General features: G+C 67.3%; 15 protein-coding genes and 2 tRNA genes. 8 read left to right on the plus strand and 9 right to left on the minus strand.

Annotation, left to right across the window (positions count from 1 at the left end; all coding sequences use genetic code 11):
- Nucleotides 1-28 precede the first annotated feature (28 nt).
- The 3 genes from def to orn form a co-directional block, all read right to left on the minus strand.
- Entirely contained in the window at nucleotides 29-601 is a 573-nt protein-coding gene (gene def / locus ASG86_RS15375) for a peptide deformylase (RefSeq protein ID WP_056336181.1), read from the minus strand.
- A gap of 134 nt (nucleotides 602-735) precedes the next feature.
- A tRNA-His gene (locus tag ASG86_RS15380) sits at nucleotides 736-808 on the minus strand.
- Nucleotides 809-938: 130 nt separating this feature from the next.
- Nucleotides 939-1,568, minus strand: a complete 630-nt coding sequence (orn, locus tag ASG86_RS15385; RefSeq protein ID WP_082566810.1) for an oligoribonuclease — start codon at nucleotides 1,566-1,568, stop codon at nucleotides 939-941.
- 156 nt (nucleotides 1,569-1,724) lie between these two features.
- Here orn and mptB point away from each other — a divergent pair, with 156 nt between their 5' ends.
- On the plus strand, nucleotides 1,725-3,281 hold the full coding sequence (gene mptB / locus ASG86_RS15390) for a polyprenol phosphomannose-dependent alpha 1,6 mannosyltransferase MptB (RefSeq protein ID WP_200946278.1): 1,557 nt from the start codon (nucleotides 1,725-1,727) through the stop codon (nucleotides 3,279-3,281).
- A gap of 24 nt (nucleotides 3,282-3,305) precedes the next feature.
- On the opposite strand, the gene ASG86_RS15395 is transcribed toward mptB, so the two are convergent.
- Nucleotides 3,306-4,013, minus strand: coding sequence for a DNA alkylation repair protein (locus tag ASG86_RS15395; protein ID WP_056336186.1), 708 nt, complete (start codon nucleotides 4,011-4,013; stop codon nucleotides 3,306-3,308).
- A gap of 80 nt (nucleotides 4,014-4,093) precedes the next feature.
- On the opposite strand from ASG86_RS15395, the gene ASG86_RS15400 reads away from it, so the two are divergent.
- Complete coding sequence (locus ASG86_RS15400) at nucleotides 4,094-4,996, plus strand: aldose 1-epimerase family protein (protein ID WP_056336189.1); 903 nt, start codon at nucleotides 4,094-4,096, stop codon at nucleotides 4,994-4,996.
- Between the two features lie 32 nt (nucleotides 4,997-5,028).
- Here the strand turns inward: ASG86_RS15400 and ASG86_RS15405 are convergent, their stop codons facing one another.
- On the minus strand, nucleotides 5,029-5,787 hold the full coding sequence (locus ASG86_RS15405; RefSeq protein ID WP_056336192.1) for an alpha/beta hydrolase: 759 nt from the start codon (nucleotides 5,785-5,787) through the stop codon (nucleotides 5,029-5,031).
- Nucleotides 5,787-6,866, minus strand: coding sequence for a LacI family DNA-binding transcriptional regulator (locus ASG86_RS15410; RefSeq protein ID WP_056336195.1), 1,080 nt, complete (start codon nucleotides 6,864-6,866; stop codon nucleotides 5,787-5,789). The genes ASG86_RS15405 and ASG86_RS15410 overlap by 1 nt, the downstream gene beginning before the upstream one ends.
- Before the next feature lie 167 nt (nucleotides 6,867-7,033).
- On the opposite strand from ASG86_RS15410, the gene ASG86_RS15415 reads away from it, so the two are divergent.
- From ASG86_RS15415 to ASG86_RS15425, 3 genes are read left to right on the plus strand one after another with little or no spacing between them, the layout of a single operon-like run.
- Nucleotides 7,034-8,203 carry a Gfo/Idh/MocA family protein gene (locus tag ASG86_RS15415; RefSeq protein WP_056336199.1) on the plus strand — a complete coding sequence of 390 codons (1,170 nt, stop codon included), beginning with the start codon at nucleotides 7,034-7,036 and terminating at the stop codon, nucleotides 8,201-8,203.
- Complete coding sequence (locus ASG86_RS15420) at nucleotides 8,203-9,417, plus strand: dihydrodipicolinate synthase family protein (RefSeq protein WP_056336202.1); 1,215 nt, start codon at nucleotides 8,203-8,205, stop codon at nucleotides 9,415-9,417. Before ASG86_RS15415 ends, ASG86_RS15420 begins: the two co-directional genes overlap by 1 nt.
- The gene (locus ASG86_RS15425; protein ID WP_056336205.1) at nucleotides 9,414-10,253 is read left to right on the plus strand and encodes a sugar phosphate isomerase/epimerase family protein; all 840 of its coding nucleotides are present in this window, start codon (nucleotides 9,414-9,416) and stop codon (nucleotides 10,251-10,253) included. The genes ASG86_RS15420 and ASG86_RS15425 overlap by 4 nt, the downstream gene beginning before the upstream one ends.
- A gap of 128 nt (nucleotides 10,254-10,381) precedes the next feature.
- Here ASG86_RS15425 and xylB read toward each other — a convergent pair whose 3' ends face one another.
- Together xylB and xylA are read right to left on the minus strand one after the other, a co-directional pair.
- Nucleotides 10,382-11,815, minus strand: coding sequence for a xylulokinase (xylB, locus tag ASG86_RS15430; protein ID WP_056336207.1), 1,434 nt, complete (start codon nucleotides 11,813-11,815; stop codon nucleotides 10,382-10,384).
- A gap of 79 nt (nucleotides 11,816-11,894) precedes the next feature.
- Nucleotides 11,895-13,082: a xylose isomerase gene (gene xylA, locus ASG86_RS15435; RefSeq protein WP_056336211.1), complete on the minus strand. Its 1,188-nt coding sequence runs from the start codon at nucleotides 13,080-13,082 to the stop codon at nucleotides 11,895-11,897.
- Nucleotides 13,083-13,229: 147 nt separating this feature from the next.
- Here xylA and ASG86_RS15440 point away from each other — a divergent pair, with 147 nt between their 5' ends.
- Nucleotides 13,230-14,456, plus strand: coding sequence for an ROK family protein (locus ASG86_RS15440; protein WP_056336214.1), 1,227 nt, complete (start codon nucleotides 13,230-13,232; stop codon nucleotides 14,454-14,456).
- A gap of 51 nt (nucleotides 14,457-14,507) precedes the next feature.
- On the opposite strand, the gene ASG86_RS15445 is transcribed toward ASG86_RS15440, so the two are convergent.
- Nucleotides 14,508-14,580: transfer RNA gene (locus ASG86_RS15445), tRNA-Arg, on the minus strand.
- Between the two features lie 206 nt (nucleotides 14,581-14,786).
- Between ASG86_RS15445 and ASG86_RS15450 the strand changes: the two genes are divergently transcribed.
- Together ASG86_RS15450 and ASG86_RS15455 are read left to right on the plus strand one after the other, a co-directional pair.
- Nucleotides 14,787-15,338: a single-stranded DNA-binding protein gene (locus ASG86_RS15450; protein WP_056336218.1), complete on the plus strand. Its 552-nt coding sequence runs from the start codon at nucleotides 14,787-14,789 to the stop codon at nucleotides 15,336-15,338.
- A gap of 248 nt (nucleotides 15,339-15,586) precedes the next feature.
- Nucleotides 15,587-16,150 carry a DUF6993 domain-containing protein gene (locus tag ASG86_RS15455; RefSeq protein WP_056336221.1) on the plus strand — a complete coding sequence of 188 codons (564 nt, stop codon included), beginning with the start codon at nucleotides 15,587-15,589 and terminating at the stop codon, nucleotides 16,148-16,150.
- The last annotated feature ends 16 nt before the right edge of the window (nucleotides 16,151-16,166 follow it).

The raw sequence follows: 16,166 nt of genomic DNA on the forward strand, positions 1-16,166 counted from the left end.
GTGACGCCTGGGGCCCTTTCTGAATGCGTCAGTGGCCGAACGGGTCCGGGTCCACTCCCGGCATCCACGTCAGCCCCGGCACGCCCCAGCCGTTCTTTTTGGCCTGCTTCATGGCCTTGCGGGAATAGCGGTCGATCAGCCGGTTGACATACAGTTTGCCGTCCAGGTGGTCGTATTCGTGCTGGATTACCCTGGCGAACCAGCCGGTTGCCTCGAACTTCACCGGGCTTCCAAAGCCGTCAAACCCTTCGACCCGCGCCCACTCGGCACGCTTGAGCGGATACTGCTCACCGGGAAAGGACAGGCAGCCCTCTTCCTCCTCGTCGGGGTCGGGGGCGGCGCCGGAAACCTTGGACAGGGTCAGGACAGGATTCACCAGCACCCCGCTTGGGGGAGCGCCGTCGTCGTTGGCGTACTTGTACACGAAGATTCTCTTGCCCACGCCGATCTGCGGGGCGGCGAGGCCCACACCATGGGCCGCCTCGTTGGTTTCGAACATGTCGGCAATAAGGGTGCGCAGTTCGTCGTCGAAAACTTCCACCTCGGCGGCGCGCCGGTGCAGGACAGGCTCGCCCCAGATGGTGATTGGCAGAACGGTCATATCAGTTGTCCTTCGAACTTTCGCGGTGTGCCCGGTTTTCCTGCGCGTACCCCCGGTGGGGCACAACAAAGGAGGCCGCACCGGATATCCGGTGCGGCCTCCTTTGTTGACGGCTGCATGTGCCGCCTCGTGAGGGTGAGCGACGGGGGTTGAACCCGCGACCTCCTGGACCACAACCAGGCGCTCTGCCAACTGAGCTACGCCCACCATGTGCCTCAAGGGAAATCCGCTTTACCGGCTCCCTGGAAACGCAACTCAAATAGCTTACCTGCTCGGAAGGGGTGCTTTGTCCACTTTCAGCGTTTTGAAGCAAAATTTCATGGGAACATGGCGCAGATCACTTGCCCGGCTCCTCAACGGACCCGCCGGCGGTGATCCCCCGGGCGATCTTCTGGGCCGTGGCACTGTCGGGTCCGGGCGCGGGCACGAACACGGCTTCACGGTAGTACCGCAGTTCATCGATCGAATCCTTGATGTCCCCGAGTGCGCGGTGGCCACCCTTCTTGGCGGGCGACTGGAAGTAGGCGCGCGCGTACCAGCGGCGCGACAACTCCTTGATGGTGCTGACGTCGATAACCCGGTAGTGGAGGTGTTCCACCACGGCAGGCATGTCCCGCGAGAGGAACACCCGGTCCGTCCCCACCGAGTTGCCGCCCAGAGGTGCTTTGCGCGGGTCCGGAACCCAGGCGGAGATGTACTCCATCACCGCGGCCTCCGCCTCCGCCATCGTCCTGCCGTGCGGAAGCTCCGCCAGCAGCCCCGACTTGGTGTGCATGTCCCGTACGAAGTCGGACATCTGGGCCACCGCTGCGTCGTCAGGTTTGATGACCACATCAACGCCGTCGCCCAGGATGTTCAGTTCCGAATCGGTGACCAGGGCTGCCACCTCGATGAGGGCGTCGTTCTTGATGTCCAGACCGGTCATTTCGCAGTCGATCCAGACGATTCGTTCGTTAGATATAGGCACCGGACCAGCCTACCGTTACACCTCCGGGCGCCCTGCCGATGCTAGGATTTCGGGTACGCGGCGGGTCGCCCCTCCGCCCTGAACCACCTTCCGCCGGCCCCGCCCGGTCCGCCGGGCAAACCGCGGGAAACGCAAACAAGATTGGACGATCCTGAGATGACGGCGCCTGTGCCCGCAACGGGGGAGATGGCGGCGGCCGGCATTGCCGGAACGGGCAGTGCCGAGGTGGACAATCCACGCTCATCCCTGCTTGCCGGTTTCCTGGGCTCCATGTTCATGGTCCTTGGGTCCTTCGGCGTGGGCTGGCTGGCCCCCGTCTCGGAACTGCGGCGAATGCCCTTGTTCATCTGGATGCGCACTGAGGCCCCCGGCGTGGCGCTCTCCATTGTCCTGGTGGCGGCTGGGGGCATGCTGCTGGTCCGCGCCTGGCTGCGGCTCGGCCAGAAAGTCCGCGTATGGGGACCGCAGTCCCGGCGGGTCACCTTGGCTGCATTGGTGGCGTGGGGCCTCCCCATGATGTTCACCGTGCCGCTCTTCAGCCGGGACGTTTACGCCTACATCGGGCAGGGCCGCCTGATGGTGGAGGGTTTCAACCCTTACGAGAACGGCATCTCCGCCCTGTCCAATTACTTCCAGCTCGGTGCAGACAAGATGTGGACCGAAGCCCCGGTTCCCTATGGGCAGCTGTTCCTGTGGATCGAGCAATTCGTGGTGTGGGCCACCAATGTCCAGCCCGAGGTCTGCGTCATGCTGTTCCGGCTGGTGGCAGTGGCCGGTGTGGTGCTGTGCGCCATTTACGTGCCCCGGCTTGCCGAGCTGCACGGGGTGAACCCGCACAGGGCCCTCTGGCTGACCGTGGCAAACCCGCTGTTCCTGACGAATTTCATCGCCAGCGTCCACAATGACTCGCTGATGATAGGGCTGGCCCTGGCCGGATTGTATTACTCCGCCACCCGGCGGGAGGTCCGGGGCATCGTGCTGGTGACCCTGTCCATCGCCGTCAAGCCCATCACCATCGTTTTCCTGCCGTTCATCGGCCTCCTGTGGGCCGGGAAGAACGCAGGCTGGCTGCGGAAGGCTGCCTTCTGGGCCTTGACGGCCGGCATCAGCCTGGCGCTCCTGGCCGCGATGAGCCTGGTCAACGGGTTCGGCTTCGGCTGGATCAACGGATTGTCCGCCCCGGGCAGCATCTCCATCTGGTACGCCCCGGTGGGGCTGCTCGGCATGGTGGTGGGGTCCCTGGCCAACGCGTTCGGACTGGACGGGTCCGTGCCCGCAGGCTGGGTGTTCGACGCCGGGAAGCTGCTCGCCGTGGGCATCGTCGCCTGGCAGATCTTCAAGGGTGACTACGACCGCCTCATGCGCCGCCTTACGCTGGCCCTGGCCGCGGTAGTCCTGCTGGCCCCCATCATCCAGTCCTGGTATGTCGTCTGGCTGATCCCGCTCTTCGCCGTGACCGGCATCCGCAACGACTGGCAGGTCAAGGCCCTGTACTTCGTGGTGTCCTTCTTCATGATCTACGCCATCTCGGACCAGCTGGACGTCTTTCCCTACCTGCAGACCCAGGATCTCGGCTTCGCCCTTGCCCTGGCCCGGATCGCCGCGGCACTGACGGCCCTCCTGTTCGCCCTGTACCTGATCTTCTGGGACCCCGGAACCCGTAGCCTGTTCCGCAAAACGCACGAGCCCGTCGTCGAACGCCCCGTGATCTAGCAGTAGCCTGCACAGCCGGCGTGCCTACTGCGGCGCCCGCCAGGCGGCGATCCTGCGCAAGGCCTCCCTGCGGGACAACGGGTTCATGGCGTCCCCGTGCCGGACGACGAAGGCTTCCACCCACCCCGGATCCGTCTTGGCGTATTCACGCAGGGCCCAACCGATGGCCTTCCGGATGAAGAACTCCCGGTCCGCCAGGTTCGGTTCGATCACGGCGGCGAGCAGCGTGGTGTCGGTGGCCCCTTTCGCGCACAGCTGCGAGGTGATGGCGGCTCTGCGCATCCAAAAGTCCGGATCGCGGCTCCACTGCCTGATGGTTGCCGATACCGCTACCGGGTGCGCCTGCAGCAGGCCGCAGATGCGGGCGGCCACGCCGTCCACAAAGTCCCACCACGCGCCGGTGCGGATGATTTCCACGTAGACGGGCAGCATGTCCGGATCCTTGGCCACCAGCCGGATTCCGGTCAGGTCGATGGCCGCATACCGCTCCTCGCGGAATGTGGAGGTGCGCCACAGCTCCAGCACCGTGGCGCGCAGCTGCCCGGGTGACGCGGGCGGGAATTCTGCTGCAGCCCGCGCAGCAATGCGCCGCACGTCGGGAACGCGGACGCCCAGGGAGGGAATCGCGGACTTCATGTAGGCCTGGGCGCCGGCGGCGCGTTGCGGGTTGGCGAGTTCCCGCAGGCCACCCCTAACGGCGGCGATGAGGTCCTGGTTGGCAGCCGTTTCCATAGCGCAACTCTAGCCATCCGTAACCGGTCAGGGTGGGGTACGCTAGTGAGCGCTAACACACACCAAACCTGGGGGAATGCATGCCCGGCACCGACGTCCATCTGGCCCACGGACCCTATTCCGCCGTCGTCACCCGGCGCGCCGGCGCCCTGCGCGAACTGCGCCACGGGAACCGGGACCTGGTGGTGGGCTTTGGGCCCGAAGGCGCTGTTCCCGATTACCGGGGCGTTATCTGCGCGCCCTGGCCCAACCGGCTGGCCGACGGTAGCTATACCTACGCTGGCAAGTCCTATTCCGCCGCCGTTAACGAACCCGAGCGTGGCGCCGCGCTGCACGGCCTGGCCATCCATCAACCGTGGGACGTGCTTGAGGCGGGAGCGGACAAGGCAGTCCTGGGTTGCCGGATTCCCTCCGGCCCGGATTATCCCGGCGAGCTGGAGCTTACCGTTACCTACTCGCTTTCCGATGACGGACTCCATGGCGCTGTCCGGGCCGTCAACACGGGTTCCGCCGCCGCGCCATACGGGGTGTGCCCCCACCCCTACCTGGTGGCCGGGCCGTCCGCGCTGGATGACTGGTCCCTGGAACTTCCGGCCGATGCCTATCTGGCGGTCACGCCGGACAGGCTCCTTCCCGTGGGCATGCGGCAGGTGGAGGGGGGAGTCTTCGACTTCCGCTCGCCCCGGCGCCTGGGGGACGTGAAGATCGACCACGCCTTCACCGACATCTCCCGGGATCATGCCGGCCTGGCGCGGGTTCGCGTGCTGGACCCATCGGGAACGGGGGTGGAACTGGAATGGGGCGCCGAGTGGCCCTGGGTCCAGGTGCATACCGGGGACAAGCCGGTGGGTCCGGACCGCCTGGGCCTGGCCGTCGAGCCTATGACCTGCCCGCCGGATGCACTGCACTCCGGCACCGACCTGGTCCACCTGCAGCCCGGGGCATCGCATTCGGCGGCCTGGACCATCCGGGCGTTGTCCTAGCAGCCCGGGTAGCCCGGCTGCGTACTGGACCTTCAGTTGCCTGCTGCTCCAGCAGCGGAATTGGCCCACCCCGCACGCTCCAGCCACGCTGCGCACAAAGAGGTCCACTGCGCCGGCCCCGGTTCGCCGCCCGCCAGTCCCAGCCCATGCCTTCCTTCCGGGAAGACGTGCAGTTCCGCCGGAACGCCCGCGGCAATCAATGCCCTGGCGTAGTTCAGGCTGTTGCTGACCGGGACTGCCTCGTCGTCGGCCGTGTGCCAGAGGAACGCCGGCGGCGTGCCGGGCGTGACGTTCAGCTCCGCGGAGAGTGCCGTGAGGAGGGCCGACGGCGGCGAGTCGCCAAGGAGGTTCGCCACCGATCCCTCATGGGTTTCGTGCGTCAGGGAAGCGACGGGGTAGCAAAGCACCGAAAGGTCCGGCACGGCCGCGGGAACGTCGAGGTCCCGGCTTCCGGTGGCCGCCGCCGTGCTGAGGGTGGCGGCCAGGTGCCCGCCGGCGGAGAACCCCAGGACGCCAACGCGGTCCGCGTCCACGGTGAGCCCATGCTGCCCGTTCCGGATGTGCAGCATGGCTTCCTTGGCGTCCTCAAGGGGGCCGGGGTGCCGGTCCGGGGCTACCCGGTAGCGGAGCACAAAGGCATGGATTCCAAGGGAAGCAAGCCACTCTGCCACCGGCTCCGCCTCATGGTCGGCCTGGCGGGCATAGCCCCCGCCCGGCAGCACCAGGATGGCAGGACGTGCTTCTGCGGCGTCCGGACGTGCGCGGACCGCTGTCAGCCCCCGTGGTGCCATCAGGCTGCCGCTTCGGTGCTGCGCCGCAGGGTGACCTCGCCGGTGATGCCGTCCGCAGCGGCGCCTTGCGCCTCTTCGGTGTGGTTCCCCGGCCCGGTGGACCGCGTGGCAATGCGCCCGATGTCCTCCAGGGGCAGCCGGACCGTGGAAAGCGCCGGCCGGAAGTCGCGGAGCGTTTCAATGTCGTCAAAGCCGGCGATGGCGGCATCGCGCGGAATCCGCAGCCCCTCGGACCGCAGCGCCGCCGCGGCACCAATGGCCATCACGTCGTTGACGGCGAAGATGCACAGCCTGGGTGCAGGCGCCTCCCCGGACCGGGCGGCCTTGATCCTGGCGGCCAGTTGAAGTCCGGCGTCATATCCACCGGACCGGTTGAATCCTGTCCGGAGCACCTCTGCCGGCCGGCGTCCGGCGCGCTCCAGTCCTTCCTGGAAGCCGCGGACCCGGTCATCCGATGTCAGGAGTCCCTCAGGGCCGCCCACAACGACGAAGTCACCGTCCCAGCCCTCCGCGAGCCCGCTGGCAAGCTGCCGCGCAAGCTCCTGGTTGGGGACTTTGACCACGTGGTATCCCTCCGTTGCGGTTGCACCCACCACGGGATGTCCCACCACGGCAACCTGCCCTCCGTTGCGGCAGTACCGGTCAAGTTCGGCCGCCAGCTCGGTGTTGCCGTCCCGGTCCTCGTCGCGGCAGGAGCGCGAGCCGGCGATCACAATGGAATCTGCGCGGCGCGCCGCGAAAGCAGCCACCGCTTCCTTTTCTTCGGCCGGGCCGCCGCCGGTAGTGGCGAGCAGCACCATTTTGCGTTGTTCCCGGGCGGCTTCCTGCACGCCCCTGGCGATGGCCGCGAAGTAGGGGTCGGCGATGTCGTGGACTATCAGCCCGATCAGGCCGGAACTGGACTTCGCCAGGCCCTGCGCCTGCGCGTTGGGGATGTAGCCCAGCGAATCCGCTGCCTGCCGTACGCGTTCGGCAATGTCCTTGCCCGGTTTACGGGCCGAGCCGTTCAGCACGCGGGAAGCGGTGGCGGGCGAGACTCCGGCCAGGCGCGCCACCTCGGTAAGGGTACTTGCAGCCACTGCATCTCCTGGTCGTCGAACGGGCTCAAAGGCTAAGCACATTATGGCAGTTCAAACTACTTCCGGAAAGCGCTTGCCAACTGAAAGCGCGCCGTGCATCATTGAAGCAGTGGGAACGCGCTTTCCCAGACAGCTTGAATACATTGCTCACTCACCGTGGAGGACACATGGGCTTCGAAACCAAAACAATCCGCATCGCCATGAACGGCATTACCGGCCGGATGGGCTACCGCCAGCACCTGCTGCGCTCCATCCTTCCCATCCGCGACGCCGGCGGCTTCACCCTCGAGGACGGCACCCGGGTCCAGGTTGAACCCATCCTGGTGGGCCGCAACGAGGCCAAGATCCGCGAACTGGCGGAAAAGCACAAGGTCTCCGAATGGACCACCGACCTGGACGCCGTGATCAGCGACCCCACTGTCGACGTCGTCTTCGATGCCTCCATGACCAGCCTCCGCGCCGCCACCCTGAAGAAGGCCATGCAGGCCGGCAAGCACATCTTCACCGAAAAGCCCACGGCCGAAACCCTCGAGGAAGCCATTGAGCTGGCCCGCATCGGCAAGGAAGCCGGCGTCACGGCAGGCGTCGTCCACGACAAGCTGTACCTCCCCGGCCTGGTAAAGCTCCGCCGCCTGGTGGACGAAGGCTTCTTCGGCCGCATCCTCTCCATCCGCGGCGAGTTCGGTTACTGGGTCTTCGAAGGTGACATCCAGGCGGCCCAGCGTCCGTCCTGGAACTACCGCAAGGAAGACGGCGGCGGCATGACCACGGACATGTTCTGCCACTGGAACTACGTCCTTGAGGGCATCATCGGCAAGGTCAAGAGCGTCAACGCCAAGACTGCCACCCACATCCCCACACGCTGGGACGAGGCAGGCAAGGAATACAAGGCCACCGCCGACGACGCCTCCTACGGCATCTTCGAGCTCGAAACACCCGCAGGGGACGAGGTCATCGGCCAGATCAACTCCTCCTGGGCGGTTCGCGTGTACCGCGACGAACTGGTGGAGTTCCAGGTGGACGGCACGCTCGGTTCCGCCGTCGCCGGCCTGAACAAGTGCGTTGCCCAGCAGCGCGCCCACACCCCCAAGCCCGTGTGGAACCCGGACCTGCCCGTCACCGAATCCTTCCGTGACCAGTGGCAGGAAGTGCCCGCAAATGCCGAACTGGACAACGGCTTCAAGCTGCAGTGGGAAGAGTTCCTCCGCGACGTGGTGGCAGGCCGCGAGCACCGCTTCGGCCTGTTGTCCGCCGCGCGCGGCGTCCAGCTGGCCGAACTCGGCCTGCAGTCCAGCGACGAACGCCGCACCATCGACATCCCGGAGATCACCCTCTAATGACCTCACTCATCCTTCCCTCCGAAGACGGCGGCACCAGGGAGTACCGCCTCCAGGGCGGCACCAGCTGGGCCCGGCCCGCCGCGCCCCTGACCGCACGGCGCGCTTACGCAGCCGCCCACGTCATCCCCGAGGTCCTGGCTGACAACACGCCCGGTGCCCCTGCCCGCCTGGACTGGGACGCCACCATGGCGTACCGCCACGAACTGTGGTCCTACGGGCTGGGCGTAGCCGACGCCATGGACACAGCCCAGCGCGGCATGGGCCTGGACTGGGCTGCCACGCAGCAGCTCATCAAGCGCACGGGAGTGGAGGCCGCCTCGGTGGTTTCCGCCAACAACCCCGCCACCGCCGGCAAATCGGTCCGGGACCTGGTCTCCTGCGGCGCCGGCACCGACCAGCTGGACATCGACGCACTGCCCTCCGGCGAAGCGGGCATCAAGGCGGTGCTCGAGGCCTACCGCGAGCAGATTGCCGTCATCACCGAGGCCGGTCCGAAGGTCATCCTCATGGCCTCGCGCGCCCTGGCCAGGGTGGCCAGCGGACCGGAGGACTACCTGAAGGTTTATTCCACCCTGCTGCAGGAGGTGGACCAGCCGGTCATCCTGCACTGGCTTGGCACCATGTTCGATCCAGCGCTGGCCGGCTACTGGGGCTCCGATGATGTTCCCGCCGCCACCGAAACCTTCCTTGGCCTCATCCGGGACAACGCTGACAAGGTGGACGGGGTCAAGGTCTCGCTGCTGGATGCAAGCCACGAGGTTGCCCTTCGCGCGGCCCTGCCCGGGGGAGTCCGCCTCTACACGGGCGACGACTTCAACTACCCGGAGCTGATCGACGGTGACGGCAGCCATCACTCGGACGCCCTGCTGGGCATCTTCGCGGCGATCTACCCGGCCGCGTCGGTGGCCCTGCAGAACTACGACGCCGGCAACCCCGGGAAGGCGCGGGAGATCCTGGATTCCACCCGGGAACTGGGCAAGCACATCTTCAGCGCCCCCACGTTCTATTACAAGACCGGCATTGCGTTCATGTCCTGGCTCAACGGCAAGCAGCCCGGCTTCCAAATGGTGGGCGGCCTGCACTCGGGCCGCTCGGTCTGCCACCTGGCCAGGACCTTTGAACTGGCCGACCAGGCGGGCCTGCTCAAGGACCCCGCCCTCGCTGCATTCCGGATGTCCGACTACCTGCGGATCAACGGGGTGGGAGTATGAGCGAGTTCTCCCGCCTGTCCATCAACAGCGCCACCACCAAGAAGTGGACGCTTGCCCAGGTGGTGGAGGGCTGCGTCAACGCCGGGATCCCTGCCATCGGCCCGTGGCGGGACCGGGTGGAGGAAGCCGGACTGGACAAGGCCGCCCGCCTGATCAAAGACGCCGGGCTCCGGGTCTCCTCGCTGTGCCGCGGCGGGTTCCTCACTGCGGCCGACGCCGAAGGCCAGGCCGCCGCGCTGGCTGACAACCGCGCCGCCATCCTCGAGGCAGTTGCGCTGGACACCAAGGAACTGTTCCTGGTGGTCGGCGGGCTGGCGCCGGGGGAGAAGGACGTGGTGGCGGCACGCCGGCGCGTGGCGGACCGGCTGGCCGACCTGGTTCCCTTCGCGCAGGAAAACGGGGTGCGGCTTGTGCTGGAACCGCTGCACCCGATGTACGCGGCGGACCGGGCGCTCATTTCCACCCTGGGCCAGGCCCTGGACCTCGCAGCGCCCTTCGACGCTTCAACGGTGGGCGTCGCCGTCGATACCTTCCACGTCTGGTGGGACCCCGAACTGAAGGCGCAGATCGAACGCGCCGGCAGGGAAAACCGCATCGCCTCCTACCAGGTGTGCGACTTCAACATGCCCATCGCTGCAGATCCTTTGCTGTCCCGCGGCTACATGGGCGACGGCGTGGTGGACTTCGCCACGATCGGCAGCTGGGTGCGCGACGCCGGCTACACCGGCGACATCGAAGTGGAAATCTTCAATCAGGAGATCTGGGACACGGACGGCAACACCGTCCTGGCCACAGTGAAGGAGCGCTACGCGGAGCTTGTCCTCCCGTACGCCTGACACGCCCTGGATGTCCTGTCCAGACCGCGGGCTCCTGCTACGTCACGGCAGGAGCCTGCGCCCCACATGGAAGGACCCGGACCTGCGGTGGATGCACCACCGCTGGTCCGGGTCCTTTTTACTCTCTGCTACTTATTGCCGTCCTGGGTGTACAGCGAGGCGAACCGCCGGTACCTGGCCAGCACGCCGCCGTCGTCCGTCCCCTGCGGAAGGTCGACGGCGTCAGCCGCCCAGGCGGGGAAACGTCCGGTGAGTGCCGCGGCTGCCTGGCGTGCGGCGCCGTCGGCAACATACTCACCCGGCTGCGGCACCGTGATGACGGTTCCCAGCAGGGCCCCTGCGGCTTCCTGCACGGCGGTGGACTGTGCCCCGCCGCCCACCAGGATGATGCGGCGGGCTTCAACGCCCTGGGCCTGCAGTGCTGCCAGGCCGTCGGCCAGGGAGCAGACCACGCCTTCGACGGCGGCGCGCGCCAGGTTGGCGGGGGTGTAGTTGGCCCGGGTGATGCCATGCAGGGAACCGGTCGCATCGGGCAGGTTGGGCGTCCTCTCCCCGTCCAGGTAGGGCACCAGGGTAAGCCCTCCGGCGCCGGGGCCGGCCGAAAGGGCCAGCCGGTTGAACTCCGGCAGGTCCACGCCCAGCAGGGCAGCCGTGGCATCGAAAACGCGGGTGGCGTTCAGGGTGCAGACCAGCGGCAGGTAATGCCCGGCAGCGTCGGCAAACCCCGCCACGAGGCCCGACGGGTCTGCCGCGGGCGTATCCGAGACGGCAAAAACGGTCCCGGACGTGCCCAGGGACATCACGACGTCGCCCAAGCCCGCACCGGCACCGAGCGCGGCTGCCGCGTTGTCCCCGGCTCCGGCAGCCAGGAGGGCGCCTGCCTTCGTCTTTCCCGCTGCTTCCAACGGCCCGAGGACCCTTGGGAGGACGGGCACGTGCCCAAGGGATGCGGTGAGGACGTCCGGAAGGTAGCTGCCGGACGCCGCCGAGTAATAGCCGGTGCCTGAAGCGTCGGAGCGGTCGGTGGCCAAGGCGGCCAATCCTTCTTCTCCGCTGCCTGGACCGTAGCCTGCGAGCCGCCAGGTAAGCCAGTCGTGCGGAAGGCAGACGGCGGCCACCTTTGCGGCGTTTTCCGGTTCGTGGGCTGCCAGCCAGCGCAGCTTGGTCACGGTCAGGGATGCGACCGGCACCGTGCCGGTGGCCTTGGCCCAGTACTGCGCGCCGACGGCGGGATCGCCCCCGCCGGCACTTTCGATAAGTTCCGCCGCTGCGCCGGCGCTGCGGGTGTCGTTCCAGAGCAGCGCCGGACGGATGACCGCACCGTCACTGTCCAGGCAGACCATCCCGTGCTGCTGGCCTCCGATGGAGACGGCGCTGACGTCGTCCAGCCCGCCGGCGTCGGCCACGGCCTTTTGCAGGGCAGTCCACCAGTGGTCCGGGTGGACCTCGGTGCCATCAGGGTGGGCGGCGCGGCCTTGGCGGACGAGCGCCCCGGTGTCCGCATCGCGGATGACTACCTTGCAGGACTGGGTGGAGCTGTCTACTCCGGCTACGAGCGGCATGGTGTTCTTTTCTTTGTGCAGGAATGGAAACGCTGCGGGGCCTGGATTGTCTCCCGGCCCCGCAGCGGGTCTTGGACGGCTAGCGGGCGCCCAGGAGGTGCTCGATGGCGAGCTGGTTGAGGCGGACGAACGCGAAGGAGCGTTCGGCGGCCTTGTCGGCGTCGAAGTCCTCAAATGCCGTGGTGTCGCCCAGCAGGTCGGCGGTGGTTTCGCCGGCGCCGAGGGTGGGCTCGCCGAGCTCGAAAACGCCGGAGGTCTTGAGGGCTTCCTGGACCTGGGGGTCCGCCCGGAAGGCCAGCGCCCGTTCCTTCAGCAGCAGGTACATGGCCATGTTGGACTTCGCGGATTCCCACACGCCGTCGTAGCCATCCGTGCGTGAGGGCTTGTAGTCGAAGTGCCGGGGGCCGTCGTACTTCGGGCCACCGCCCGGGAAGCCGTTCTCGAGGAGGTCCACGGTGAAGAAGGCGCTGGTGAGGTCGCCGTGGCCGAAGACGAGGTCCTGGTCGTACTTGATGCCGCGCTGGCCGTTGAGGTCGATGTGGAAGAGCTTCCCGGCCCACAGGGCCTGGGCGATGCCGTGGGTGAAGTTCAGCCCGGCCATCTGCTCGTGTCCGGTTTCGGGGTTCAGGCCCACGATGTCGCCGTGCTCAAGCTGGGCAATAAAGGCCAGGCCGTGGCCCACGGTGGGCAGGAAGATATCGCCGCGGGGCTCGTTCGGCTTGGGCTCCAGTGCGATCCGCAGGTTGTAGCCCTTGTCCTTGATGTAGCCGGCGGCGGTGTCCACACCTTCCTTCATGCGGTCCAGGGCGGCGGCGAGGTCCTTGGAGCCGTCGTATTCGCTGCCTTCCCGGCCGCCCCACATCACAAAGGTTTCGGCGCCGAGCTCAGCGGCCAGGTCGATGTTGCGCAGGACCTTGGACAGTGCGAACCGGCGGATCGACCGGTCGTTGGAGGTGAAGCCGCCGTCCTTGAAGACCGGGTGGCTGAAGAGGTTGGTGGTCACCATGGGAACTTTCAGCCCGGTTTCTGTCAGGGCTGCGCGGAAGTTCTTGAGGATGAGGTCGCGCTCCGAAGCGGAGGCCTCGAACGGGACCAAGTCGTTGTCGTGGAAGGTGATGCCGTAGGCGCCGAGCTCCGCCAGGCGGTGGACGGCTTCCACGGGGTCAAGCGGGGAGCGGGTGGCGACGCCGAACGGATCGGCGCCGGTCCAGCCGACGGTCCAGAGGCCAAAAGTGAATTTGTCGGCAGGGGTGGGCGAGAGAGTCATGATGCGTCCTTGCGATCGGGCGCTCCGCGGGGTTGCGAAGCTTTAGTTCATTGCCTGAACTATATGAGCGGACGTAGGCTGGGGTCAAGAGTCAAGGCTGGGATCAGCCGGAAAATGTGCGAGAAGCCTTACCTGTGGAGGTTTGTGATGGTGATGGCGGCGCCTGCAGTGGCGGGGCCGGGAGGCTCGGCCCCCGGAAGCGTGGGCGATGTCCGGCGCAGCAACCTCGCGCTGGTCCTGGGCGCGATCGCCGAGTTCCCGCCCGGGACCCACCCCAGCCGCGCCCAGGTGGCCGGTGCCACCGGCCTGACCAAGGCATCGGTGTCCAGCCTGGTGCTGGACCTCCTGGACGCAGGGATCATCCGGGAGATAGGCCTCAACCCGCAGGGGCGCGGCCGGCCGGGGGTGGGGCTGGAACTCAGCCCCAGCCGGGCCGTCATGGGGATGGAAATCAACGTGGACTACATCTCCGCAGCCGTGGTGGACCTCTCCGGGACCGTCCTGGTCAGGGAGGAACAGGAACGCGACAACCGCAACGGCCCCGACGGGCCCGTGCTGGCCGCGCTCGCAGCCCTGGCTGCCCGGGTCCGGAGTGGGGCGGGGGAGCAGGGCGTCGAGGTCCTGGGCGGCGGGCTGGCTGTGCCCGGACTGGTTGACCCTGCCCAGGCGCGGGTGCTCACCGCACCCAACCTGGGCTGGGTCAACGTGGACCTCGACCTTGAAGCACTGCTGCCCGAGGCTCCCCTGGGCGTGGAACTGTTCAACGAGGCCAATGCCGCAGCCCTTGCCGAACTGCGGCACCGGCCGGACGGCGCGTCTGACTTCCTCTTCGTCTCCGGCGAGGTGGGCGTCGGCGGCGGGATTGTCATCGGATCCGAGCTGTTCACTGGACCGCACGGCCACGCCGGAGAGGTGGGACATATCGTGGTGGACCCTAACGGAGGGCATTGTTCGTGTGGGGGAACCGGCTGCCTGGAAACGGTTGCCGGCCAGGACGCCATCTTCGCCGCAGCGGGACTGTCCCCGGATGGGGGTTCACGTTCGGCCCATATGTCCGCTCTTATGCGTGCGCTGCAGGCCGGGGAGCCCCGGTCAGTATCTGCGGTCGAACGGGCCGGCCGCTCCCTGGGGATAGCACTTGCCTCGGCCGCGCGGGTGGTCAACATAGAATCCGTGGTCCTTGGCGGACACTTCGCTGTCCTCGAGCCGTGGCTGCGCGCCCCGTTGCTGGCGGGGCTGGAGAAGTATGCGCCCGGCAAATATGACTCCAGCCAGGTGGCGGTGTCCCTGGTGGGCGAGTCGGGTGCCCTGCTGGGGGCCGCCGGCAGCGTGATCCGGTCCCTGGTGGAAGCACCGCACCGGCTGCACGCATAGCCGCCAACGCGCAGCGCCCCGGTCCAAAGACCGGGGCGCCAGGCACCGCGGTGCCCCAGGAGGGAATCGAACCCCCGACCGGCGGATTAGAAGGCCGCTGCTCTATCCCCTGAGCTACTGAGGCGTTGGCTTCCGGCCTTCAGGCCGGCGCCTCAAAAAGTTTACATTGCCCGGATGCGGGCCGTGTCATCCAGTGGCCACTCCTCCTCCACATTCGATGTCCGGATCGGCGTTGTCCACATAGGAAAACCCATACCTCCTGCCCGCTGTTGTCCCGCGCGATGCTGGTCTTGCCTGCTACAGGCGCCACCATCCAGACAGGACGTAGACATGAGCGAATCGATCACCATCCGGGGCTTCGTTGCCACCGAGATAACCAGTTCAACCACGCCGGGGGGAGTGGCAACCGCTTCCTTCCGCCTCGGCTCCACCACGCGTCGGTTTGACCGTGAATCCAGGACCTGGGGTGACGGACACACCAACTGGTTCACGGTGCAGGGCTACCGGCAGCTCGCGGGAACCCTGGGCTGCAGCATCAGGAAGGGCCAGCCGGTCATTGTGGTGGGCAAGCTGAAGATCCGTACCTGGGAGAAGGACGGGCGGGTGTACCACTCCACCATCATCGACGCCGATGCTGTGGGGCACGACCTCACCTTTGGATCGGCAAACTTCATCCGTACCGCTGCCAGGCCGGCGCTCTCCCTTGTGGAGCAGCCACCGGCCCCGGAGGACATCTCCGGAGTGGATCAGGAGCCGGACGAGCCGGAGGACCGCGAAGACGAAAACCCCGACGACCACGGGCATGCAGCCGTTGTCGTCGAGGACAACGACGGTGGCCTCGCCTCCCTTGACCTGGAAACGGGGGAACTCGCCGAAGTCTAGGAAAGAAGCATCAGGTATCAACGTTCCCATCCAGTCCCGGACGGGCGGAGCGGCGGCACCCCCGGCCGTCCTCCGCCCGCCCGGCCAATCCAGGACGCCGCCAAACCGGTTGCCGGCTTGCCGGCTGACGTGGAAATCCCAGCCGACGTTTCCCGGCGCTCGACTGGCCATCCACGCCCGCTGTACCCGCGGCCACTGCGGATCCCAGCCGCCCCGCCCCTCCGGCGGCACCATGGCACAATGACACCATGCATCCCACCCCTTACCGCTGGCAGAACAACCGCGCCGGTGCAGCACTGGCATGCGCCGTCCTGGCCAGTCTCCTGTCAGGCTGTGCTGCCGGTCCCTCCGGGGACGGAGCGGCAATCGAGGGCGGCAGCGGCGGGACATCGGCTCCCGCCACGGCTGCCGGCCCTGATGCGAACGGGCCAACCGTGCCGGCCACAGACCCTGCGGTGCAAGGCGCCGGCGCCAGTGGTGAACCGCTGGCCAACACATCCCACGGTGCGTCAGCGGCCGCTGCCGCAACCGACACGGTGAAACAAACGGTGACGGATACCCTGACCAAACTCGCCACGGGAACGCCGAAACCGGCCACTGCACAGGTCAGTGACGCCCTGACCGGAGCCGGCATCGCACCGGCAGTGCTGCAGGTCTCGCAAAGCCGGACTCCCACCGGGCTGGAGGCGGATGCCATCGAAGCGGCGGTGCTGCAGGGCAAGGACTGCATCATTGGGCAGGTGCGTGAAGGCGCGGTGACCGTTACAGTCCTTCCGGTACTGGCCAACGGCAAGTGCTTCGTGGGCTCCTGATCCAGCCCACCGGTCC

The organism is Arthrobacter sp. Soil764 (assembly GCF_001428075.1).
Taxonomy (GTDB): domain Bacteria; phylum Actinomycetota; class Actinomycetes; order Actinomycetales; family Micrococcaceae; genus Arthrobacter.